The organism is Clostridioides sp. ES-W-0018-02 (assembly GCF_020658175.1).
In the GTDB taxonomy this organism is placed as follows: Bacteria; Bacillota; Clostridia; order Peptostreptococcales; family Peptostreptococcaceae; genus Clostridioides.
In genome coordinates, this window is the sequence record NZ_JACVVY010000008.1 from 1 (window position 1) to 22245 (window position 22245).

The 22245-nt window shown below is 28.7% G+C and carries 23 protein-coding genes and 1 riboswitch; of the genes, 1 reads left to right on the forward strand and 22 read right to left on the reverse strand.

Going from position 1 to position 22245, the window contains the following annotated elements; genetic code table 11:
- Window positions 1-217 precede the first annotated feature (217 nt).
- From IC219_RS15800 to cobT, 22 genes are all read right to left on the reverse strand, one after another.
- Window positions 218-796: a bifunctional precorrin-2 dehydrogenase/sirohydrochlorin ferrochelatase gene (locus tag IC219_RS15800; RefSeq protein WP_227831496.1), complete on the reverse strand. Its 579-nt coding sequence runs from the start codon at window positions 794-796 to the stop codon at window positions 218-220.
- A gap of 169 nt (window positions 797-965) precedes the next feature.
- Complete coding sequence (hemB, locus tag IC219_RS15805) at window positions 966-1931, reverse strand: porphobilinogen synthase (protein ID WP_227436135.1); 966 nt, start codon at window positions 1929-1931, stop codon at window positions 966-968.
- A 15-nt stretch (window positions 1932-1946) separates the two neighbouring features.
- Window positions 1947-3446: a uroporphyrinogen-III C-methyltransferase gene (gene cobA, locus IC219_RS15810; protein WP_227483574.1), complete on the reverse strand. Its 1500-nt coding sequence runs from the start codon at window positions 3444-3446 to the stop codon at window positions 1947-1949.
- On the reverse strand, window positions 3436-4341 hold the full coding sequence (hemC, locus tag IC219_RS15815) for a hydroxymethylbilane synthase (protein WP_227483575.1): 906 nt from the start codon (window positions 4339-4341) through the stop codon (window positions 3436-3438). Before hemC ends, cobA begins: the two co-directional genes overlap by 11 nt.
- A gap of 29 nt (window positions 4342-4370) precedes the next feature.
- Window positions 4371-5849 (reverse strand): cobalt-factor II C(20)-methyltransferase, encoded by a 1479-nt coding sequence (locus IC219_RS15820; RefSeq protein WP_227483576.1) that lies wholly within the window; start codon window positions 5847-5849, stop codon window positions 4371-4373.
- 18 nt (window positions 5850-5867) lie between these two features.
- Window positions 5868-6620, reverse strand: coding sequence for a precorrin-6A reductase (gene cobK, locus IC219_RS15825; protein WP_227831497.1), 753 nt, complete (start codon window positions 6618-6620; stop codon window positions 5868-5870).
- Window positions 6617-7342, reverse strand: coding sequence for a precorrin-3B C(17)-methyltransferase (cobJ, locus tag IC219_RS15830; protein ID WP_227436145.1), 726 nt, complete (start codon window positions 7340-7342; stop codon window positions 6617-6619). Before cobJ ends, cobK begins: the two co-directional genes overlap by 4 nt.
- Window positions 7339-8463: a cobalt-precorrin 5A hydrolase gene (cbiG, locus tag IC219_RS15835; protein WP_227831498.1), complete on the reverse strand. Its 1125-nt coding sequence runs from the start codon at window positions 8461-8463 to the stop codon at window positions 7339-7341. Before cbiG ends, cobJ begins: the two co-directional genes overlap by 4 nt.
- Window positions 8447-9199, reverse strand: a complete 753-nt coding sequence (locus IC219_RS15840) for a cobalt-precorrin-4 methyltransferase (protein ID WP_227436149.1) — start codon at window positions 9197-9199, stop codon at window positions 8447-8449. Before IC219_RS15840 ends, cbiG begins: the two co-directional genes overlap by 17 nt.
- Window positions 9192-9767 (reverse strand): decarboxylating cobalt-precorrin-6B (C(15))-methyltransferase, encoded by a 576-nt coding sequence (locus IC219_RS15845; protein WP_227831499.1) that lies wholly within the window; start codon window positions 9765-9767, stop codon window positions 9192-9194. The genes IC219_RS15840 and IC219_RS15845 overlap by 8 nt, the downstream gene beginning before the upstream one ends.
- Window positions 9757-10365 (reverse strand): cobalt-precorrin-7 (C(5))-methyltransferase, encoded by a 609-nt coding sequence (locus IC219_RS15850; protein WP_227483580.1) that lies wholly within the window; start codon window positions 10363-10365, stop codon window positions 9757-9759. The genes IC219_RS15845 and IC219_RS15850 overlap by 11 nt, the downstream gene beginning before the upstream one ends.
- Complete coding sequence (gene cbiD, locus IC219_RS15855) at window positions 10362-11588, reverse strand: cobalt-precorrin-5B (C(1))-methyltransferase CbiD (RefSeq protein WP_227831500.1); 1227 nt, start codon at window positions 11586-11588, stop codon at window positions 10362-10364. The genes IC219_RS15850 and cbiD overlap by 4 nt, the downstream gene beginning before the upstream one ends.
- An 8-nt stretch (window positions 11589-11596) precedes the next feature.
- Window positions 11597-12229: a cobalt-precorrin-8 methylmutase gene (locus tag IC219_RS15860; protein ID WP_227483582.1), complete on the reverse strand. Its 633-nt coding sequence runs from the start codon at window positions 12227-12229 to the stop codon at window positions 11597-11599.
- On the reverse strand, window positions 12217-13104 hold the full coding sequence (locus IC219_RS15865) for a cobalamin biosynthesis protein (protein WP_227483583.1): 888 nt from the start codon (window positions 13102-13104) through the stop codon (window positions 12217-12219). Before IC219_RS15865 ends, IC219_RS15860 begins: the two co-directional genes overlap by 13 nt.
- Window position 13105: 1 nt before the next feature.
- Window positions 13106-14176 carry an aminotransferase class I/II-fold pyridoxal phosphate-dependent enzyme gene (locus tag IC219_RS15870; RefSeq protein WP_227831501.1) on the reverse strand — a complete coding sequence of 357 codons (1071 nt, stop codon included), beginning with the start codon at window positions 14174-14176 and terminating at the stop codon, window positions 13106-13108.
- 32 nt (window positions 14177-14208) lie between these two features.
- Window positions 14209-15171, reverse strand: coding sequence for an adenosylcobinamide-phosphate synthase CbiB (gene cbiB / locus IC219_RS15875; protein ID WP_227831502.1), 963 nt, complete (start codon window positions 15169-15171; stop codon window positions 14209-14211).
- A complete protein-coding gene (locus IC219_RS15880; protein WP_227831503.1) occupies window positions 15172-16548 on the reverse strand; it encodes a cobyrinate a,c-diamide synthase in 1377 nt (458 codons plus the stop codon). It lies immediately after the preceding gene.
- A 39-nt stretch (window positions 16549-16587) separates the two neighbouring features.
- On the reverse strand, window positions 16588-18102 hold the full coding sequence (locus tag IC219_RS15885; protein ID WP_227831504.1) for a cobyric acid synthase: 1515 nt from the start codon (window positions 18100-18102) through the stop codon (window positions 16588-16590).
- 121 nt (window positions 18103-18223) lie between these two features.
- Window positions 18224-18403, reverse strand: a riboswitch (cobalamin riboswitch).
- Window positions 18404-18450: 47 nt separating this feature from the next.
- Complete coding sequence (locus IC219_RS15890) at window positions 18451-19065, reverse strand: histidine phosphatase family protein (protein WP_227436170.1); 615 nt, start codon at window positions 19063-19065, stop codon at window positions 18451-18453.
- 20 nt (window positions 19066-19085) lie between these two features.
- The gene (gene cobS / locus IC219_RS15895) at window positions 19086-19859 is read right to left on the reverse strand and encodes an adenosylcobinamide-GDP ribazoletransferase (protein ID WP_227831505.1); all 774 of its coding nucleotides are present in this window, start codon (window positions 19857-19859) and stop codon (window positions 19086-19088) included.
- 9 nt (window positions 19860-19868) lie between these two features.
- Window positions 19869-20429, reverse strand: coding sequence for a bifunctional adenosylcobinamide kinase/adenosylcobinamide-phosphate guanylyltransferase (gene cobU, locus IC219_RS15900; RefSeq protein ID WP_227436174.1), 561 nt, complete (start codon window positions 20427-20429; stop codon window positions 19869-19871).
- Window positions 20430-20457: 28 nt separating this feature from the next.
- Window positions 20458-21504, reverse strand: coding sequence for a nicotinate-nucleotide--dimethylbenzimidazole phosphoribosyltransferase (cobT, locus tag IC219_RS15905; protein WP_227436176.1), 1047 nt, complete (start codon window positions 21502-21504; stop codon window positions 20458-20460).
- A 213-nt stretch (window positions 21505-21717) separates the two neighbouring features.
- On the opposite strand from cobT, the gene IC219_RS15910 reads away from it, so the two are divergent.
- Window positions 21718-21909 (forward strand): hypothetical protein, encoded by a 192-nt coding sequence (locus IC219_RS15910; RefSeq protein ID WP_227436177.1) that lies wholly within the window; start codon window positions 21718-21720, stop codon window positions 21907-21909.
- The last annotated feature ends 336 nt before the right edge of the window (window positions 21910-22245 follow it).

Sequence of the window (22245 nt, forward strand, 5' to 3'; positions counted from 1 at the left end):
AGCCAGGATCAAACTCTCAAATAAAAGTTTATCAGGCTCAGATACTATTGTTATCTAAATATCTGGCTTTATGGTTTGTTTCTTGTTTTATAAATTAACCTACTGTTTAATTTTCAAAGTTCATTTTTCATGTTTGCCCTTTTCTTAAGGACAAGTAATACTATATCACCTTAAAAATAATTCGTCAACAGCTTTTTTATATTTTTTTTAAAAAACTTTATACATTAAACTTTTTTAATTCATCTAAATCAAGTACTATCAAGATATTAAGTATACTTTTTCTTTTATTTTTATCTTGATATTTTTTTATAACTTCTTTTCTAATCTCGCCTAACACGTTCAAATATTCCTCATAATCCTCAGTATATTTTTCTTCTAGCTCCTTTTTTATTTTTGAAGACAAAGATGGACTTTTACCCCCTGTGGATACACTTATAAGCAAATCACCTCTTTTTACATATGATGGAACAGTAAAATTTGATATTTCTACATTATCAACAACATTTACTAGTTTTTTATTTTTTCTACAATATAATCCTATTTCTAAATTCAGCTCCCTATTATCTGTAGCAGCAATTATCACAGAGCTACTTTCTATATATTCTTCTTTATAATCGTCTTTTATTATATTTATGTTACCTTCTAAATCATGAAACTTATTTAAAATATGTTTAGAAACTACAGTAACACTCTTATTAAAATCTAAAAAGTTTTTACATTTCCTATATGCAACCTCTCCTCCTCCTATTATGACTACATCTAAGTCATCTAATTTTAAGTTAATAGGATATAGCATTTTTTACCCTCCAAAATTTTTATTAAATACATAAACAAATATAGAAATTGTAAAGTCACTTATATTTTCATTTACTAAGATTATAGATTACTAAACTTGTAGATGAAAATATTTTAAAATAACAAATTACAATTTCTATACTTTTCATAATACTTTATATTTTAATAGCTTATTTTCTTAATAATTTAGCAATATCTTTAGCAAAGTAAGTTATTATTATATCTGCTCCTGCTCTCTTTATAGATGTGATTGCTTCAAGAATTACATCTTCATTTAATAATCCTTCTTTAACAGCTAACTTAAGCATAGAGTATTCTCCACTTACATTATAAGCAGCTAAAGGCAAATCAAAATTATCTTTAACTCTTCTTATAACATCTAAATATGATAATGCAGGTTTAACCATAAGTATATCTGCACCTTCTAATACATCAAGTTCTGTTTCTATCATAGCTTCATTGCTATTTGCAGGGTCCATCTGGTATGTCTTTCTATCTCCAAATGATGGTGCTGAATGAGCTGCTTCTCTAAAAGGTCCATAAAAATTTGAAGCGTATTTGACACTGTAAGCCATTATACCGATATTTTCCAAACCATTTTCATCTAAAGCTTCTCTTATTGCTTGTATTCTTCCATCCATCATGTCAGATGGAGCAACCATATCTGCTCCTGCTTTAGCATGACTTACAGATATCTTAGCTAAATATTCTAATGATTTATCATTATCAACATAACCAGTATCTGTTAAAATTCCACAATGTCCATGACTTGTGTACTGACACATACAGACATCTGTTATTACATTTATATTTGAATCTATTTCCTTTATCTTTCTAATCGCTTTTTGTACTATTCCATTCTCATTAAATGCTTGTGATGCACATTCGTCTTTTTCATCTGGTACACCAAATAACATTATATGTTCAATTCCTAAATCTCTTATTTCTTTTATTTCTTCTTCTAACATGTCTATTGATAAGTGATAAACATCTGGTAAAGATTTAATTTCTTCTTTTACATTCTCCCCTTCTACTACAAATAAAGGATATATTAAATCTTCTACATTTACTTTAGTTTCTCTTACCAAATTTCTTATTGCTTTACTTGCTCTTAGTCTTCTTGGTCTTCTTAACATCTCAATCCTCCAAAATTAATTTTCTATAATTAAATCTACTAATCCATTTATTGTAGATGTTGTAGCCTCTTTATATAAATTTATTCCTAAATTATTTATTGCCTCTGTAGTTATAGGCCCTATAGACAATACTTTTATTTTATCTAAAATTTTAATATTTTCTTTTCCTATAATCTCAATAAGATTATTTACTGTTGATGAACTTGTGAATGTTATATAATCTATCTCATTCGAATTTAAAATATCTAATATTTCATTTCTTTTATCTTCATCTATCACGGTTCTATATGTATGTATTTCTGTTACTTCACAAATTTCCTTAAGCTTATCAACTAAATAGTCTCTAGCATTTTCTGCTCTAGGTATAAGTATCTTATCATTTTCAGTTAAAATTGGTGATAGCTCTTCATATAATGATTCTGCTACAAATTTTTTTGGTACTATATCTGCTGTAATTCCTCTTTTCTTCAATTCACTTGACGTTGCTGAGCCTATTGCACATATCTTTAGGTTAGATAATATTCTTGAATCAAAATTCACTTCATAAATCTTCTCAAAAAATATTTCTACTGCATTTTTACTGGTTAGTATTAGATAGTTATATTCATTTATATTTTTTATTTCATTTTCCAATTTAGTATTATTCTGTATTTTTTCTATCTTAATAGTAGGTATCTCTATTGGATTCCCACCTAAATCCATTATCTTTTCTACTAATACACTATTTTGATTTCTAGACCTAGTCACAGCTATACTTTTTCCAAACAAAGGTTTCCCCTCAAAGAAATTCAGTTTTTCTCTAAGTCCTACAACACTTCCAACTACTATAAGAGTTGGTGGTTTTACTTCTTCTTTGATAGCAACTTCATAGACATTTTCAAGTGTAGATGTAACAACCCTTTGATTATATCTAGTTGCCCAACTTATAAGAGCAACTGGTGTATCTTTGCTCTTTCCCTCTTTCATCAAGTTTTCACTTATTTTCTTCAAGTTAGAAATCCCCATCAAAAACACAAGAGTGCCTTTATTGTTTGCAAGAGCATTCCAATTTAATTCCCCACTATCATCACCTTTCAGATGACCTGTTATTACATGAAATGATGAAGCGTGGTCTCTGTGTGTTATAGGAATACCCGCATAGCATAAACCTCCTATTGCAGAAGTTATCCCTGGAACTACTTCAAACTCTATACCTTCATCCACTAGAGTCTCTGCTTCCTCTCCACCTCTACCAAATACATAAGGGTCTCCACCTTTTAAACGAGTCACAAGTTTTCCTTCTTTAGCTTTTTCTGCTATAACTCTATTTATATCTTCTTGTGGCAAAATATGATTGCTTGATGCCTTTCCTACATATATAAATTCACAATCTGTTTTAGCTTCTCTTAAGTAACTACTATTTGCTAATCTATCATATACTATTACATCCGATTTTCTTATACACTCTAAGCCTTTCAGAGTCATGAGTTTATAATCTCCTGGTCCTGCACCTACTAAGTAAACCTTACCCTTCATAACTTTCATACTCCTTCAATACAAGTTTAGCTAACTTTAAACCTAACTCTCTAGGAGAAGAGATATCTCCTTCTATGGACTTAATTACTATTTTATTTCCTTCTGAATCTCCATATAAACCAGTAAGATGTATTTTATCTTGATTTATTTCACAATAAGCTGCCATTGGAATATGACAACTTCCATTCACACCATCTAAAAATCCTCTTTCAGCTAATATTTGGATTTCTGTATCATTATCTTTTAGTGAGTTCACTATCTCCTCAACATCACTATCATTACTTCTTATCTCTATAGCTAAAGCCCCTTGAGCAGGTGCTGGAATGACAACATCAACAGGTAAATAAGAACTTATTTTATCTTGTAAATTAGCCCTTATTATTCCTGATGCAGCTAATACAATTCCATGTAGATTTTCATCTTTGATTTTTCGTATTCTAGTCTCTACATTTCCCCTAACTTGAACTATGTTTAAATCAGGTCTTTGCTTTAATAATTGAAATTTTCTCCTTTTACTCCCTGTTCCTATTACTGCTCCATGAGGTAAATCATCTAGGCTTTTATATTCATCTCTAAGTATTAACACATCTCTTGGGTCTTCTCTTTTAGGTGTATGAGCAAATTTTAGTCCATCTGCCAAATAAGAAGGCATATCTTTCATACTATGTACTGCTATATCTATCTGTCCATCCAATAATTGTTGCTCTATTTCTTTTACAAATAATCCTTTATCACCTATTTTATCTAATGAAACATTTTGAATTATATCTCCTTTTGTTTTTATAATTTTGATTTCAAAATTAATATAAGGATATTTCTTTTTTAGCTCATTTATTACCCATTCAGTTTGTATAAGTGCTAGATTACTACCCCTAGTTCCAACCACGATATTCATATTAAATCTCCTTTAAATATTACATTCGTCTATTTTATTTTGTTCTCTTTATTTACTAGTATCGTAGAAAAATAAGATATCTTATCTTCAAGATGTGCTTCTCTTAAATCCTTAAATACAGTTTCACTATCTTGAGACGAATTACTAACTAAAATAGCATGTTCTATCAGATTATATTTTTCTAATTTTTTTATTATTTCTTTAAAATTCTTATACACTTTCATTAACACTATAGAATTATAATTTTGTAGAGCATTCTCTATCTTATCATCTTCCATAGTACAAGGAACTACTACTAATGCTTCTCTATCCATAACTAATGGAAAATTTTGATTAGATGCTATATTAGAAAACGAAGAAATTCCTGGTATAGTTTCTACTTCTATCTCATCTACTATTCTGTTCATTATATACACATATGTACTATAAAGCATAGGGTCACCCAATGTTACAAATCCTACATTTTTACCATTATTAACATCTGATATAATTTCCTCTGCTACATTGTCCCAAGCTAGTTCTTTTTCGTTTCCATCAAAACTCATTGGGAAATGTCTAGATTTTATCTCTAGTGATTCTGGTAAATATTCATTAACTATTGATAATGCCAAGCTTTCTCCACCCCTTTTTGACTCTGGAGTGTATAAAACATCTAGTTTTTTTAGAGTATTAACTGCTTTTATTGTAAGTAAAGAACTATCTCCTGGTCCTGTTCCTATACCATAAAACTTAGCAGTTTCTGCACATTTAAGAGTATGACGAACAAATTTATCTTGTATATAAGGATTTTCTCCTAGCCCTTTTAAATGAATTTTCACATTAAATCCATTATCTTCAAGTATTGTCTTCCAAGAATCCTCTTCATCTCCTGCCATATCATTTATGGCATGGTCACCTGCAACTAACATAAATGGCATTAAATTTATAGTTTTTATATTTCCTTCTTTTAATCTTCTCATTACATGTTCTATTTCTGGATAACCTTCAACCGTACCAACATAAGCATTTACTCCATTATCTCTAAGCATATATTCTAAGGCTGGATATGCTGAATGAGACTCATGAACTGTTCCATGACCCATAAATACTACTGCTTCATCACTTTCCATATGAGGAATTTGATGTTTAATTGCCTCTACTGATTCTTGATAATCCTCTATGTGAGTAAGTAAAGGTCTACCTAATATAAGTTTTTTAAATTTAGAAGAATAGCTTTCTACTTGTTCTTTTAGCTTATTAAATTCTTCTCCACATATAATATGAAGCGTTTGAATTATTACTTCGTCATACCCTTGCTCATATATTTTATCTAAAGCTTGTGTAGGGTTGTCTATTTCTATGCCATCTCTTTTTTTTATTTTATTTATTATCATATTTGATGTATACGCTCTAAAAAAATTATAGTTTTTTAACGAATTCTTTATTTTATTTTCACACACATCTATTGTCTTTTCTCTTGTTTCATGGTAGCTTGTCCCAAAACTTACTACTAATAAGGCTTTCTTCATATCTTCTCCTCCTAAAAATCACACAATTATGTCTTTAATTTTATTTATGTCATTAATTACATTTTCGTAGTTAATCGATTCTCGTTTAATAATTACTACTGGTATATTGAGATTTTTACATGCATTTACTTTTTCTAAAAAACCTCCTGCTACCCCACTTTCTTTTGTTATAACTAAATCTACATCATAATGTTTATATGTTTCCTCGTTTATACACTGGCTAAACGGACCTTTCATTGCTACTATATTGTCTGCATTTAAACCTAATTTTTCACAACTTAAGATAACTTCACTTGTCGGAAGAACTCTAACCACTAAATTTTTATTACTTATTCCTTCTACAAATCTGTTTAAGTTTTTACTTCCTGTTCCTATAAATATATTTTTTCCTATTTTATTTGCAATTTTACAGGCTTCTTCAATTGTATCTACTATAAACTTATTGTCATAATTTATTTCTTCTATTAACGATTTTCTTTCAAATCTTATATACTCTATGTTTGATAACTTTGCACAAGTAATAGCATTTTTAGATACTTCAACTGCATAAGGATGAGTAGCATCTATTATTCTAGCTATATGATTATCCTTTATAAACCTTAGCATTTCTTCTTTTCCAAGCTTACCTAAAACTATATTATTTGTATGTTTTTGTGCAAGTTCTTTTCCATATACTGTAGTTACTGAAAGTACATAGGACTGATTTTCCAATTCATTTATCATATCACATATAGCTAAACTATCTGAAGTTCCTCCTAGAATCAAAATCATACTGTATAACCTCTTGGAGTTATCATCAGTTCACCATCAATATAAGTAGATTTATTTCCGATTATAACCATAGTAGTCATATCAACTTTTTCAAAATCCATATTCTCAAAAGTACATATAAACTTAGTTTCTTTTTCTCTACCTACATCTTTGACCACTCCAACAGGTGTATTTCCATCTTTAAACTCTCCCATTATTTTAAATGCTTTACTTAGATGTTCACTTCTTCCCTTACTTCTTGGATTATACAGGCATATTACAAAATCAGCTTCTGCAGCTAACTTTAATCTTTTTTCAATTACTTCCCATGGAGTCATTAAATCACTTAAACTTATATGACAGAAATCATGCATAATAGGTGCTCCAAGTATAGCTGCTGCACCAATACTAGCAGTAACACCTGGAATTACTTTAACTCTTATGTCTTCACTTTCCTTAGATATTAATTCTAAAATAAGTCCTGCCATTCCGTATATACCGGCATCTCCACTACTTATAACTGCTACTTTTTTCCCTTTTTTCGCTTCTTCTACTGCTTGTTTACATCTGTCAACTTCTTGTCTCATACCATTTTGAATTATTTCTTTATCACTTATAAATTCTTCTATTAAATTTATATAAGTCTTATACCCAACAATAGCCTCAGAGTCCTCTATAGCTTTTATTGCCTCTAAAGTCATAGTATCTTTATTTCCTGGTCCAATTCCTACAACATATATCATATTTTTATTCTCCCTACCGAAAAAGTTATTCCTTTATATTTGTGTTTTTCAACCATTAAGTTTCCTTTACTTAAAAGATATGCTACAGGTTCTGCTACTGAATATACACCTACATTTTTTTTCACAAAATCGGATTTATCAAACATATCATCAACTTTGGATATTTCATCTATTGAAAATGTCTTAAATGGTGCTTTTAGCTTTTTTGCTAAATCAATGATTGCCTTTTCATCTTTTTTTAGGTCTATACTTCCAATGATTTTTACAGCTTTAATATCTATATTTTTTACCTCAAAAAATTCTAGTAAAGAATTAAACATCAACTTACTATCTGTGTATCTTCTACACCCAATCCCTATAACTATATCTTTTGGAATCACTTTTATTATTTTTTCTCTGTAATAATTATGTGTAAAGTTATTATCCACATCTAAACTTTCTATATCTTTAGTAAAATTTATCTTGTTGCTTACTATAACTATCTTTTCTATATCTTTATTTAAAAAACTATCTTTTAATCCTTTACTACTTTTTATAAGCTTAAATCCTCTAGTGTCAACTTGATAGCCTTCCTCAACATACAAACCAACACATTTACCATTTACTAACATAGAATTTACTTCTTTTACATTTTCTCTAAAGTTATCAATATAAGCATTTAATTTTTTTGCTATCATATCTAAAGAAGCTTTTTGGTTTACATCAGTAGCTGTTGTTATTACTGGATTCGCATTGATAAGACTACTTATATAATGCGTTAAACTATTTGCTCCTCCAATATGTCCACTCAATAAACTTATTACATTTTGTCCTTTCTCATCTATCACTAGAATTGCAGGGTCACTAAACTTGCTTGTTATATATGGTGCTATACTTCGTACAACTATCCCTGTCGCCATTATAAATATTATGTACTCAAATTTATTAAATACCTCTCCTACAAAATCACTTAGTTTTTTTTGTATTATTTGTACAGAATCTTCCTGACTAATATCTAAAGTACCTTTTTTATTTTTTATTTGATATACAACACAATTGTCCACTAAAGATTCTATCTTTCTAGCTAAGTTTTTTCCGTTTTCAGTAATACAAATTATAGCGATATTACCCTCTATACTCATGTTTAAAATCCTTATCATATAACTTTGAGTTATTATATTCTTCTCCTAAAAATCTACCTACCATTATTAAAGCAGTTTTATTTATGTTATTTTCTTTAACTTTTACAGCTATATCATTTAAAGTTCCTTTAACTATTTTTTCATCTGCCCATGTAGCTTTATATATAACCGCTATAGGAGTGTCCTTTGGATAACCGCCTTCTAATAATTTAGATACAACCTTCTCAATCTCTTGAACTGATAAAAATATTACCATAGATGTCTGATGCTTAGCATAAGATTGTATTGATTCCTTTTCAGGAACTGGAGTCCTTCCTTCCATTCTCGTTATAATAACACTTTGAGAAATTTCAGGAACTGTATATTCCACTCCTAGAGATGAAGCTGCCCCTAAAAAAGAACTCACTCCTGGTGTACAATCATAGTCTATATTCAATTTATTTAAATCTTCCACTTGTTCTCTAATTGAACCATATATAGAAAAATCTCCTGTTTGTAATCTCACAACAGACTTGTTATTTTCTATACCGTCTCTCATAACATCTATTATTTCTTGTAAATCCATATGTGCACTATTATGTATTTGACAATCTTCTTTACAATATTCTAAAAGTTCAGGATTGACAAGTGACCCAGCATATATTACTACGTCTGCATTACTTAATAGTTTATACCCTTTCAAAGTTATTAGCTCTTTGTCTCCAGGTCCTGCTCCTACAAAATGTACTTTATTCATCATCATCTTCCCCTTTTTCACAAGATATTATATATATAGGATTTAGTGGTTTAAAATATTCACCTTTTCCCAGTTTCTCTAGTTTAGAAACATTTAAAACACATACATCTATTTCTTTAAACCCATATTTTCTAAGTAACTTTAGAGTTTGGTTAAATGTTTCTATGATTATAAAATTAGCTACAAGTCTTCCTCCTGTAATTAAAGTTTTTTTAGACCATGCTATTATTTCTTCTAAGTTATTTCCAGTACCCCCAAGAAAAATAGAATCAACTTTAGTATTTAAGCTTATCTTTATCGGTGCATAGCCTTTTATTACTTCTACATTTTTCAAATTAAACTTTTTAATATTTTTTTCTATAAGTTCTACAGCAGCATCATTTTTCTCTATAGATATAACCTCTAGGTTGGGATAGCTATATGCAGCTTCAATGCTTACACTTCCTGTACCAGCACCTATATCTATAAAACTCTCAGCATTTACTAAATCTAGTTTGCTTATTGATATTGCTCTAACTTCTTCTTTAGTAATTGGAACCTTACCTGTTATAAATTCACTATTCCTCATCTAAAATCACCACAACATTCATTCCGAAATTGTCCATTCTTATTATTTCATCTGGCTTTGCTATTGTTATTTTTTCATTGTCATATGATAAATTCTCACCTACAACAATAATTTTATTTAAATTCCTATCTATTATTTCTTTACTTATTTGCTTTGGTCCTATCTTAGAATCTGTAACCATACATACTTTTTTATGTGATAGTATATAATCGAAATCTGGTATTTTACCATGGCTACTGGTAATATATAAATCATTCATATCAACATATATCCTTGAAAATATATATTGTAAAGAACTAATTCCAGAAACCATATTTAACATCTTATTATCAATATTTTTAGATAAATACTTACCTATACCATATATCAGTGGGTCACCTGAAGCTATTATTGATATTTGCTTTTCACTATTGTTATTTATATACTCTACAATTTCTCTTAAATTAGAATCTAATATTATTTTTTCTCCTTCAAAGTTTTTTACAGATTCTAAATTCCTTCTGCCACCAATTAATACATCTGAAGTAGAAATTAAATTTTCACCTTTTTTTGTTATATAGTCTAAGTTACCAGGCCCTAAACCTATTATATTTATCATATAAAAACCTCCAATAAATCATCTGTATTATCTGATTTTCCTAGCAAAGACTTATCCATTGAAAAAATTACTACTTCTACATCAATATCATCTACATCTTCATTTAAATATTGCTTTACTCTATCTCTACATTTATTACTCAATATATTATAAACCTGTTTATATTCGCTATTATTTATTAACTCTACAGCTTCTTCAGCAGTTAAACACTGATTTATTTTATGTAAAAATTCATGTGTAGCTCCCATTAAAGCTAGATTTGCCACTAATATCTCACTTCTAGCATCTGCTACTTTACTATGAGTATTAAAAATCCCAGCTGATACTTTTATAAATTTACCTATATGCCCAGCCATCAATATTTTTTTATATCCTATTCTTTGAGCTTCTTTAATCATATATCCTACAAAGTTACTCGTTCTAACTACATACTTAATATCCAAGTTTAGTTTCTCTCTTATAAATTGTTCTCCATGATTTCCTGGAACTAATATTATCTTGTCTAAACCTTGTTCTTTTTTCATTTGGAGTTCTATAGATAAAGATTTTTTCCAGCCCTCATCGCTCATCGGCTCAACTATCCCAGTTGTACCTATTATAGATATTCCTCCAACTATTCCTAACCTTGGATTAAATGTTTTTTTTGCGATTTTTTCTCCTTGTGGAGCAAAGATTGTTATTTTTAAAACTTTATCATGCCCAAGCATAGATTCAAAATCACTTTCTATAAGCTTTATTATTTCTTGATTTATCATTCTTAATGGAGTTGGATTTATGGCAGGTTTACCAACACCTACACTTAATCCTTTTTTAGTTACTACTCCAATACCAGTTCCACCATAGACCCTAATAAATTTATAGAGTTCACTTTGACATTCTTCACTAATATTTATGTTATCAATATTTTCTAAGGTAAGATAACTATTGCTATCATCAGTTTTAGATATAATTTCAGCTCTTGCATAGATATCCATAGTATGTGTTGCATCTATATCATCTCCACCATCTTTTTTTACAGAACATTCCACAAAATCATCAGAAATGTTTACATTATCAATATTTAATGATAGTGGTATTCCCTTAGGAGTATCTATGTTTATTGTATCAATTTTATTTTTTGTAATCATCATATACACAGCAGCCTTAGATGCACCTGTAGCACAAGAACCTGTAGTATATCCTCTTCGATACTTTTTCCCATCTATATATACATATTCTTCCATATAGATACCTACATGGCATATAAGATAGCATTCACTATTGCTGCTGCTAAATTACTACCACCTTTTCTACCCTTAGAAATTATATATGGTATATCTGTCTTTTCAACTTCATCTTTTGACTCCTGTGCTCCTACAAAACCTACAGGAACTCCTATAACTGCATCTACATCCAATTTCCCTTCTGATTTCATTTCCATAACTTTATATAAAGCTGTTGGTGCATTCCCAAGTACAAATATCTTTCTTCCTTCTTCTTTTGATGCAATTTCTACAGCTGCCATAGAGCGGGTAATACCTTTTTCTTTAGCTACTTTTGCAGTTTCATCATCTGCTACTAAACATTTATATTTGCATCCCAATGCTTCCAACTTCTTCTTATTTATTCCACTAAGAGCCATATTTGTATCTGTATAAATACTTGCATTATTTTTTAGGGCATCTATTATACTATCAACTGCCTTTTCTGATATTTTTAATATATCCAAGTAATCAAAATCAGCAGTAGTATGTATAGCTCTTTTTATTATTTTTTCTTCAATCTCATTTTTAAATTTATAATCTGGTCTGATTTCATCTATTATTCCTTGTATTAATTCAAAACTTCTTTCTTCTATTTTCATAGGATTCTTTATGTATTCCATTCTACTTCCCCCTTAATTCCACCATCTATTATATCCAAGGTATAGATTTTATTATAAACAGAATTTATATTAGACTCACATAATACATCTATTAATTTCTTATCATTCATAAGCTTATCAATTAAAATCCCTATTACTGTACCACTATGGGCAATATTTACTCCATAGGCTCCATATAGCTTAGATATTTTTATTATTTCATTTAAGTATTCTTTTTTTTCTATATTTTCGTTTGCTAAACTACTTAATGTACAAGCCTCTCCAACTAAGGATAAATCATCTTTCTTCAGACCTTCTTCTAAAAGAGTAAATGACTTTTTTATAATTTCCTTATTTTCGATTTTTAGCTTACTATAATCTTTCCTCATTCTAATTTTCATCGTATCTAATACTTTATTAGGTTCAAGAATTATAACTTTTGCATTAGTTATATTTCCCAAGTATTTTATAACAGTACCATTTAAGGGATTAAATATACTATTTTTATTTATAAATATAGAGTCTGTTGGTTCTATTTCTGCTGCCAATTTCGATATTTCTTCACTATTTAAATCTTTATCTATTAACGATAATGTTGCTTTTATAGTAGCCCCTATATCAGCTGTCGAACTTGCCATTCCTTTTCCAACAGGTATTTTGCTGTTTATATTTAAAGAAATGTTTTTTGTATCTTTTTTAGGCAAATTAAATTTTTCAAATACCTTTTCTATAGCTATTCTTGATTTATGTCTACCTAAATTTATATCTTTTAATTTCTCTTCAATACATACCTTAGAGTACATATTTATAGCATATGAACATAGATATTCTTCATCATCTATTATCCCTTGAACAAACTCTCCACATGATGCTGGGCATATTCCATAAGATTTCATTTTAATCACCTAATAAATTTTTTATATTTTCTATAAGAATTTTATTATCTTCATGAGATTTTATAGCTATCCTTATAAAACTGTCGTCCAATCCTATAAAGTTAGACGCATCTCTAACCAATATATTTCCGTGCTTAAACAAATCTTTTTTTAACTCATCAGCTGTCTTTTTATAAACTTTTATTAGGATAAAATTAGCATCTGTATCATAAGCTTTTATATTTCTTATGTTTTTTAACTCTTGTAACATGTATTTTCTTTCTTTTATGTAGTACTCTTTACTATTTCTAATATAATCTTTATCTTCAAAAACAAAATTGGATAGCATATCAGCAAAAGAATTTATAGTCCATGGTTCTTTATGCTCATAAATTTTATCCATAATGTTGTTATTACTTGTAAGGCCATACCCTAATCTTAAACCAGGCATTCCAAAAAATTTAGTCACAGCTTTAATTATAAATATATTTTTATTTGACTCTATATATTTAACTAAACTATATTCATTTTCATTTTCAACAAATTCCATAAAAGTTTCATCGATTATTAGCATCTTATTGTTTTCATTTAATAAACAAACAAGTTCCTTTAAATCTTGAACATTCCCACTAGGATTATTTGGATTACATATAAATAAACAATCAAATTTTTCAATGTTATTTTTTACTGTATCTATATCAAGTTTAAAATTATTATTTGAATCTAATTCTAAATCTATAATATCTATATTATTTAGTTTGGCACTTCTTCTATACTCTGAAAAAGTGGGGTTTATTATAGCCAATCTTTTTTTAATACTCTTCATAAGCAAATAAATTATCTCTGTTGCTCCATTTCCAGGTATTATAAAGTTTGAATTTATATTTATATATTTTGATATATTTTTTCTCAAGTTTGTATAATTTATATCTGGATAATTCCTACATTCATCTAACCCTCTTAAAATATATTTTTCTAAATTTGGTAAAACTTTTGGATTTATATTTGAACTAAAGTCTATTATTTCTTTTGGGTCTTTCCCATACAATTTTGCCATTTCGTCTACATTAGCACCATGCCCCAAATCCTTCATCTACATCCCCCTTAAATCAATACACAATTAATTTATATAATTAAAATCATCCTACATACCACAGATACCAGCGTAAATACTAATATAGAGGTCAATGAAGAAGCATACATAATTTTATTTGTTTTAATTATATCTTCTATATCTATCTCTCTAATTTTATCTCCTATCGTTGGCTTATCTACTTTTTTCCCAAAATAAACATTGGTTCCTCCTAGTTGAATTCCTAAGGCTCCTGATACTGCACCTTCTGAAAAAGCACAATTTGGACTTTTATGATTTTTTCTATCTCTAATAGAAATTTTAAAACAATTCTTATAGTTATAACCAAGAAAAAAGCTCCCTACTGTCATAAGAATAACAGATATTCTTGCTGGTATATAATTAGCTATATCATCAATTTTAGCAGAAGCAAAACCAATATCTTTGTATTTTTCATTCTTATATCCGACAGTTGAATCAAGAGTGTTTATGGCTTTATATGCCATAGCAAGTGGTGCTCCCCCAATAAATGCATAAAGCATAGGTGAAATTATACCATCTACAGTATTTTCTGCCACAGTTTCCACAGTTGCTCTTATTATTTCAGGTTCACTTAAATTAGTTGTATCTCTACCCACTATATAAGATAATTGAATTCTAGATTTCTCTATGTCTCCAGTCTTTAATACATCATAAATTTTTACAGCTTCATCTTTTAAACACTTTGTTGCTAATGTCGTATAAATTATAAACCCATTTACTACAGTGCTTAATAATACATTAAAACTACATAGCTTCACTATAACATAAGTTGCTAAGTAAGTTATTCCAACAGTTACAAACCATAATATAAAGCCACCAATTTTTAACTGTTTTTCATTTTTAGAGGCCTTCCTTATTATCCCTTGGATAAGATTTATAAGTTTTCCAATAGACCTTACTGGATGAGGGAAAGAATATGGGTCTCCTACAATTAAATCTGTTATATACCCTATATAAATAGATAAAATATTCATTTACTCATTTCCCTTTTCCAAAAAATTTTCTATGCAATTTAAGTTATTATAAAAATGTGTATGAAGGTATGTTGCCAGTGTATTTCCTTTGCTATAACCTCCATCCCATTCTTCTATTAAATTTCCTTCTCTTTCTTTTTTCATTGAATATGCACATTTCTCATCACTTTCAAATATTGAATGATGAAACTCATGCCCTTTAATAATTTCACCTGTTTTAGATAAAATTGTATTTTCTTTAGCTATACCAAGGCAATATCCAAACCTCTTTAGAGAAGGTGTCATCTTACTAGTTCCATTAAATATGCCAACCATATTAAATTCTTGTTCCTCTTGATTAAGTAACTTCTCACCTAAGTACATTAATCCACCACATTCTGCATAAATAGGGATATTATTATTATGTGCTTCTAGTATAGAGGCTCTCATTGATTCATTTGCTTCTAGTTCTTTCCCAAATATCTCTGGAAAACCGCCTCCAATATAAATATAGTCTGAATTTGGTACTGATGTATCTTCAAGAGGACTAAAATAGTTTACTTCTAATCCAAGCTCTTCTAAAAGTTCTATGTTTTCCCTATAATAAAAATTGAAGGCTTTATCATATGCTATGGCTATTGATTTATCCTTAACATGCTCTTTTATCTTATTATTTTCTATTAGATTTTGAAAATCAAAACTACTCTCAAATTCATCACTTTCTGAGATTTCGATTATTCTATCAATATTTATGTAGTTTTCAATCTCATCAGCTAAAGTATAAAACTTTTCTCTTAAAGATTTCATCTCAACACTAGGAACTAGACCTAGATGTCTGGATTCTAATGAAAATTTATTATTTGGAGGAAAGTATCCCAACACTTCGATATTACAATATTTCTCTATAGAACTCTTAATTATTTGATAATGGCTCTTAGTTTTTACATTATTTACTATAACACCTTTTATATCCACAACTTTATCTAGTTCCTTATATCCTAGTACCATAGCAGCACTAGATGCAGCCATAGATTTTCCATTTATAACTAGTATAACTGGGGCTTTTAATACCTTAGAAGTATGTGAACTTGTGCAATTATCTAAATCTATCCCAAAACCATCATATAATCCCATAACTCCTTCTACTACTGAAATATCTGCATCCTTTGAAGATTTATTTACTATATGCTTTATCTTTTCATCATCTAACATATAAGAATCCAAATTCCTAGAATGTCTTCCAGTTATAAATGTGTGATATGAAGGGTCTATATAGTCTGGCCCTACTTTATACGGCTGTACTTTCATATTTCTCTTAACTAAAGCCTGCATTATGCCTAATGATATTGTAGTCTTCCCAACTCCACTGCTAGTACCTGCAATCAGAATCTTTTTCATAATACACCTCCTACCTAAAGTATAAATATAAAGTCATTCTTATTTCATAATTTCATATATCTGCTCTATATCTAAATGTTCTCTCAAGAAATCTGCCAATTTATCATACTCTTTATCTTTAAACTCATCAAAAGAACTTACAGTACTTTCTAATTCTTTTAATCCCTTTTTCTTTCTTATATTATTTAAAATTGCTCTTGTAAAATCTATTTCATCAAATATTCCATGAAGATAAGTACCAATTACATTACCTTCTTTATTTACACTTCCTTCAGTATAGTTGACTTCTTTATCTAGTTTTTTTGTTATTAAGTCTAAGCTACTTACTTTATTACTGCGATTTGTAATTCCCATATGTATTTCATAGCCTTTTACTTTCTTACCTTTAAGGTTGTTCATATATTCGCCAGTACATTCAATAATAGTGGCTTCTACTTGAGTTGTAGTCTTTTCCTCTTCAAATATTGTTTCTGTATCTAAAAGACCAATGCCATCTACTTCTTCAATTTCACTTTCAACATGATAAGGGTCTTTTAATTTTTTACCTAGCATTTGATACCCACCACATATTCCAAATATCAATTTACCCTGACTATGTAAATTTTTAATTTGTGACTCAAGACCACTTTCTCTTATGTACTTTAAATCATCTATAGTACTTTTAGTTCCAGGTATTATCAATATATCTGGATTTCCTATAGCTTCTCCATAGTCTACATATCTAAGGCTTACATCTTCTTGTGTTTCAAATATATTAAAATCTGTAAAATTTGACATATGTGGAGTTCTAATTATTTCTATATGTATATCATTTTTATCCATTTTTTTCTTAAATCTAGTTGTTACACTATCTTCATCTTCTATTTTTATATCCATATAAGGAACCACACCTAAAACTGGTACTTTTATAATATCTTCAAGCATCTTTAAACCATCTTGTAGGAGTTCCTTTTTCCCTCTAAATTTATTGATTATTACTCCTTTGACTCTTTTTCTCTCATCATCATCTAATAAAAGCATTGTACCTGCTAATGATGCAAATACTCCTCCTCTATCAATATCCCCAACTATTATTACTGGTGCATCTGCTATTTTTGCCATACCCATATTGGATATATCTCTATCTTTTAAATTTATCTCTGCAGTACTCCCTGCACCTTCCATAACCACAATGTCATACATTGAACTTAAATTATTAAAGGTTTCCTTTAATACATCTACCAATTCTAGCTTATAATCATGATATTCAGATGAAGGCATTTCTCCTACAACTTTTCCCCTTACAATCACTTGACTTTTATGATTTCCAGAAGGTTTTAATAAGACTGGATTCATATCTGCTATTGGCTCTATTTTTGACGCTTCTGCTTGAAATACTTGTGCTCTCCCCATTTCCAATCCTTCTTTAGTTATAAAAGAATTTAAAGCCATATTTTGTGACTTAAAAGGAGCAACAGTATGACCATCTTGTTTAAATATTCTACACAATCCTGCTGATAAAATGCTCTTACCTACATTTGATGCAGTTCCCTGTAACATTACTTTTTTACCCACTTTCTCCCCCTCCTTAAAGTTAAATTTTACCTACAAATAAAATAAAAAAAGTCCTAATGCTTCTAAAGCTAGGACTTTTATATATATATATCAATTAAAAATCTTTCACCCCGAAGACCTCATGTTTTAAATTAAATTAGGCAGGTATCCTGGCTTAACTTCATCCTACTCCTATAACCTTCCCATCAAATTGACAGTGGTATTTATAGTTTCGTTGGTTTCACAGTAGCGGGGGCTGCAAAGGCATCTAACCTTTTTCCCTTTTTACATCTAATTGAGAACCTAATTTTAATCTAATATTCTATTTTTGTTAGTAAGTTTATAAGCACATATCGTTTAATGTTTAATTTATATAAAATCAGTAAAATTCATTTTATTTATTACAGTAAATCCATTATCAACTTCCAAAATTGTAATAGATGCATTATCAATTTTAAAGTTCCAATGATATTTATAACTACCAGAAATCAAATGTGTTATTATGTTTCTTATTGTACCTGCATGAGAACATATAAGTATTGCTTTTCTATTTAAATAGTCATCATTTTCTAAAATTATATTGTCAATCTCTTTTGCTACTCTTTCATATGAATCTATCAAACTTTCTCCATTTGGGTATCTATAATTGCTACCTTCTTCTATCATTTTTTCAAATTCTTTTGGATGCTTAACTTTTATTTCTTCAAAAGTTATTCCTTCAAAGTCTCCAAAGCTAATTTCTCTTAGATTTTCTCTTTCTTCTATTTCTATTGATTTCAGCTTTGATATTTTCTCTACTGTATCTTTAGTACGTGAAGATGGAGTTGTATAAATCTTATCTATACTTTCACTACTCATATATTTTGTAATTTTATTTATTTGCAATTTACCTTCTTCACTTATATAACTATTTATATGACCTGATAATCTTCCTTTTTCATTATCAATTGTCAATGCATGTCTTATTAATATTAATCTTATCACATTATCACCACTTTTTAGTTTTAAATAAACATAAAAATTAACAAATATATATAAATCAAATATACAAGTTCTGAAAGTTCTATTCCACAACCTAATATATCTCCTGTTACTCCATCAATCTTTTTATAAATATGATTTTTAAACAATGTTATAAATATAAAAACTGCTATAGCTGAGCATAATACTTTAATCAATACTATATTAGGCACTAAAAATATTAATTTAGCAATAATACTAACTATCAATAATGTATATATTATAGCTGTTATTAACATACTTGTAGTCAATTTTCCTATAAATAAATTCCCCATTCCTTTTGCTCTTGGTGTTACCGTTTTATATGTCAATAACATTACTCCTAACCTTGCAATCATTGGCATGAATATTATAACCCATAGTGAATTATTACTTATAATACTATATACAAATCCAATCTTTAATAAAAGTACAAACATAATTGCTAAAAGCGAATTTGTACCTAATCGAGAGTCTTTCATTATTTCAAGCATTTTCTCTTTGTCTCTATAACTGTATATTGCATCAAATGTATCCCCTAATCCATCTATATGAAGCCCCCCAGTAATCAAAACACCAGCAAGTGTTATTATAATCGCACATATAAATGGCTGAAACAAAAGTATAGAAACCCATCCTATTAAATAAGTTAATATACCAATAACAATACCTACAAGTGGGAAATATACTATGGATTTGTAAAATTCATCATCAAATCCTACATCTAATTTTATAGGTATCCTTGTCAAAAACTGTAGTATCAAAATAAATCTTTTCATAGTCACATACTACTCCTTTATTTTCATAGGTATTCCACTAACTACAAAATAAACTTCATTGCTTTTTGATGCTATATATTGATTTATACGACCTACAATATCAGTATATATTCTACTAAGTTTATTTCCAGGAACAATTCCCATACCTAATTCATTTGTCACAAATACAAAATATAGATTTGTTTTTTCTATTTCTTTAATCAGTTTACTAATTTGCTCTTTTATGTACTCTTCCAATTTATTTATTTCTTCTTGAGTAGATTCTTCTATGTTTAAATTATGTGAAAACATTAAATTATTTACTAATAGTGTGACACAGTCTAGTATAACAGTCTCATGTTCTCCACATATATTTTTAATTATAGAATATATATCTTCATATATTTCATATGTCTTCCAACTTTTAGGTCTACTCTCTTGATGCTTTCTTACTCTATCTTTCATCTCATCATCAAATGGAATAGATGTCGCTATGTAGGCTGTATTATTATTCCTATCTAAACACAATTTTTCTGCAAAATTACTCTTTCCTGACCTAGCTCCTCCTGTTACCAGAATAATTTGACTCATCAAAACACTCCTAAATATATTAAATTTTTTATCGACCCATATCTATCTCATCAAAAGTCGCCATATTTTTGTAAGTATAATTTGAAGCTTCCACTATATTGAATGCCAAAGCAGCTCCACTTCCTTCACCTAATCTCATATCCATATTTAGTATAGGGTCTAATTTCAATATATCCAATGCTCTTTTAGTTCCTGATTCTGCTGATAAATGTGATGCTATCATATATTCTCTAGTTTTTGGATTTATTTTATAAGCAATTAAAGCAGCAGCATAAGAAATAAACCCATCTATAACAACTGGGATTCTATTAGCACTACATCCTAATATAACACCTGCCATTGAACCTATTTCAAATCCACCTACTTTAGATAAAATATCTACACCATCAGTTGGATTTGGATTGTTAATTTCAATAGCTTTTCTAATTACATCAGCTTTATGTTTTAATCTTTCTTTTTTAAGACCTGCACCTATTCCTGTCACTTCTGATGGGTCACATCCTGAGATTACAGATATTATTGCAGTACTTGGAGTAGTATTTGCTATTCCCATCTCTCCAATACCAATTACTTTATAATCTCTTTCTATACATTGCTCTGCTATTTCAATTCCTATTTCTAAGCATCTTATAGCCTCTTGTTTACTCATGGCTGGTCCCTTTGCCATATTTGAAGTACCTTTTCTTATCTTATAATCTAATACTCCATCTAATTTTTCATCACAATTTATTCCTACATCTACAGCTACAACATCTGCTCCTACAAATTTACTTATTACCCCAACTCCACATAGCCCTTTTGAGAAATTTGGAAATTGTAACTTTGTTATGTCTTGAGGGTCAGGTGCAACTCCTTCTTCATATACTCCATGGTCTCCAGCAAAAGCAATTATAACTTTTTTAGTTGTATCAAAATTTTCATTACCAAATATCCCTGCTAATTGCATGCAAATATCTTCTATCTTTCCTAAACTTCCAGTTGGATGTATAAGCCTGTCCAACCTCTGTTTTGCTTTTTCAATAGAAGACTTATCTAGAGAATATATATTCCTTGATATACTTTCTAATAAACTCATTTTCTATCCTCCCAATATTATTTTTTAATTATCTTTTTAGATAAAAGATACTCTTATTTTCTAAAAATTTCAACTTTTTCTTTTTATTTTTACATACATATAGAGATTATTCTACATTTTATCTTAATTTCCTTTATTTTACATTTCTAATTTGCATACAATCACATACTTTTTGTAAAAATATAATTAAAAGAACTTTAAGGAGTTGATATTGTGGATGATTTTTCTAAATTAAAAAATTTATATGAAGATGGATATAGATGTATTTATCATAATTGTGTTGATAATAATTATACTATCTATCTTAAGAATTTTTATACGGAAGGTACAGAAACTGTAGAGTTAAGTAGTGAATCAGATTTTTCACAATTTAAAGATTATATAGATGGACTTAGAATGTCTTAATTCTTTGGGAACCCATTAAAATAGGGAGTTTAACAACTCCCTATTTTGAAGTCACAATTTTTTTAATAAGCTTTAAAAGTTCGTCTCGGTTTACTTCTCTTTGTTTTTTTCTGTCTTTATACTCTTGAAAGTTAACAACTTTTGTATTTGGTTTTTCCATAAACTCACTTCCCATTTAACATTATTAACTTATCTTAATATATTTAATTCTATACAATTTATCTATTTCCTTCTATTTATAATACAAAATTTCTTAAATAATCCCAAATTTTCAAAACAAAATTTTCAAAATATACTAAAATCTACCTTTCAAATATAATATCAAATACAATTTAA

Bases quoted from the DNA above. Each gene is read 5' to 3' on its own strand.
- hemC (WP_227483575.1), bottom strand. From the start codon at position 4,341: ATGAATATCGTGGTTGGAACTAGGGGTAGTAATCTAGCACTTATACAA.
- cobS (WP_227831505.1), bottom strand. From the start codon at position 19,859: ATGAAAAGATTTATTTTGATACTACAGTTTTTGACAAGGATACCTATA.
- cbiB (WP_227831502.1), bottom strand. From the start codon at position 15,171: ATGAATATTTTATCTATTTATATAGGGTATATAACAGATTTAATTGTA.
- IC219_RS15860 (WP_227483582.1), bottom strand. From the start codon at position 12,229: ATGGAATACATAAAGAATCCTATGAAAATAGAAGAAAGAAGTTTTGAA.
- cobT (WP_227436176.1), bottom strand. From the start codon at position 21,504: ATGAGTTTATTAGAAAGTATATCAAGGAATATATATTCTCTAGATAAG.
- IC219_RS15840 (WP_227436149.1), bottom strand. From the start codon at position 9,199: ATGAATAAAGTACATTTTGTAGGAGCAGGACCTGGAGACAAAGAGCTA.
- IC219_RS15800 (WP_227831496.1), bottom strand. From the start codon at position 796: ATGCTATATCCTATTAACTTAAAATTAGATGACTTAGATGTAGTCATA.
- cbiD (WP_227831500.1), bottom strand. From the start codon at position 11,588: ATGGAAGAATATGTATATATAGATGGGAAAAAGTATCGAAGAGGATAT.
- IC219_RS15880 (WP_227831503.1), bottom strand. From the start codon at position 16,548: ATGAAAAAGATTCTGATTGCAGGTACTAGCAGTGGAGTTGGGAAGACT.
- cobU (WP_227436174.1), bottom strand. From the start codon at position 20,429: ATGAGTCAAATTATTCTGGTAACAGGAGGAGCTAGGTCAGGAAAGAGT.
- cbiG (WP_227831498.1), bottom strand. From the start codon at position 8,463: ATGAGTATAGAGGGTAATATCGCTATAATTTGTATTACTGAAAACGGA.
- IC219_RS15850 (WP_227483580.1), bottom strand. From the start codon at position 10,365: ATGATAAATATAATAGGTTTAGGGCCTGGTAACTTAGACTATATAACA.
- cobK (WP_227831497.1), bottom strand. From the start codon at position 6,620: ATGATTTTGATTCTAGGAGGAACTTCAGATAGTTTAGCTATATGTGAT.
- cobJ (WP_227436145.1), bottom strand. From the start codon at position 7,342: ATGATATATGTTGTAGGAATTGGACCAGGAAATAAAGATACTATGACT.
- IC219_RS15865 (WP_227483583.1), bottom strand. From the start codon at position 13,104: ATGAAATCTTATGGAATATGCCCAGCATCATGTGGAGAGTTTGTTCAA.
- IC219_RS15820 (WP_227483576.1), bottom strand. From the start codon at position 5,849: ATGAAGAAAGCCTTATTAGTAGTAAGTTTTGGGACAAGCTACCATGAA.
- cobA (WP_227483574.1), bottom strand. From the start codon at position 3,446: ATGAAGGGTAAGGTTTACTTAGTAGGTGCAGGACCAGGAGATTATAAA.
- IC219_RS15870 (WP_227831501.1), bottom strand. From the start codon at position 14,176: ATGAAGGATTTGGGGCATGGTGCTAATGTAGACGAAATGGCAAAATTG.
- hemB (WP_227436135.1), bottom strand. From the start codon at position 1,931: ATGTTAAGAAGACCAAGAAGACTAAGAGCAAGTAAAGCAATAAGAAAT.
- IC219_RS15845 (WP_227831499.1), bottom strand. From the start codon at position 9,767: ATGAGGAATAGTGAATTTATAACAGGTAAGGTTCCAATTACTAAAGAA.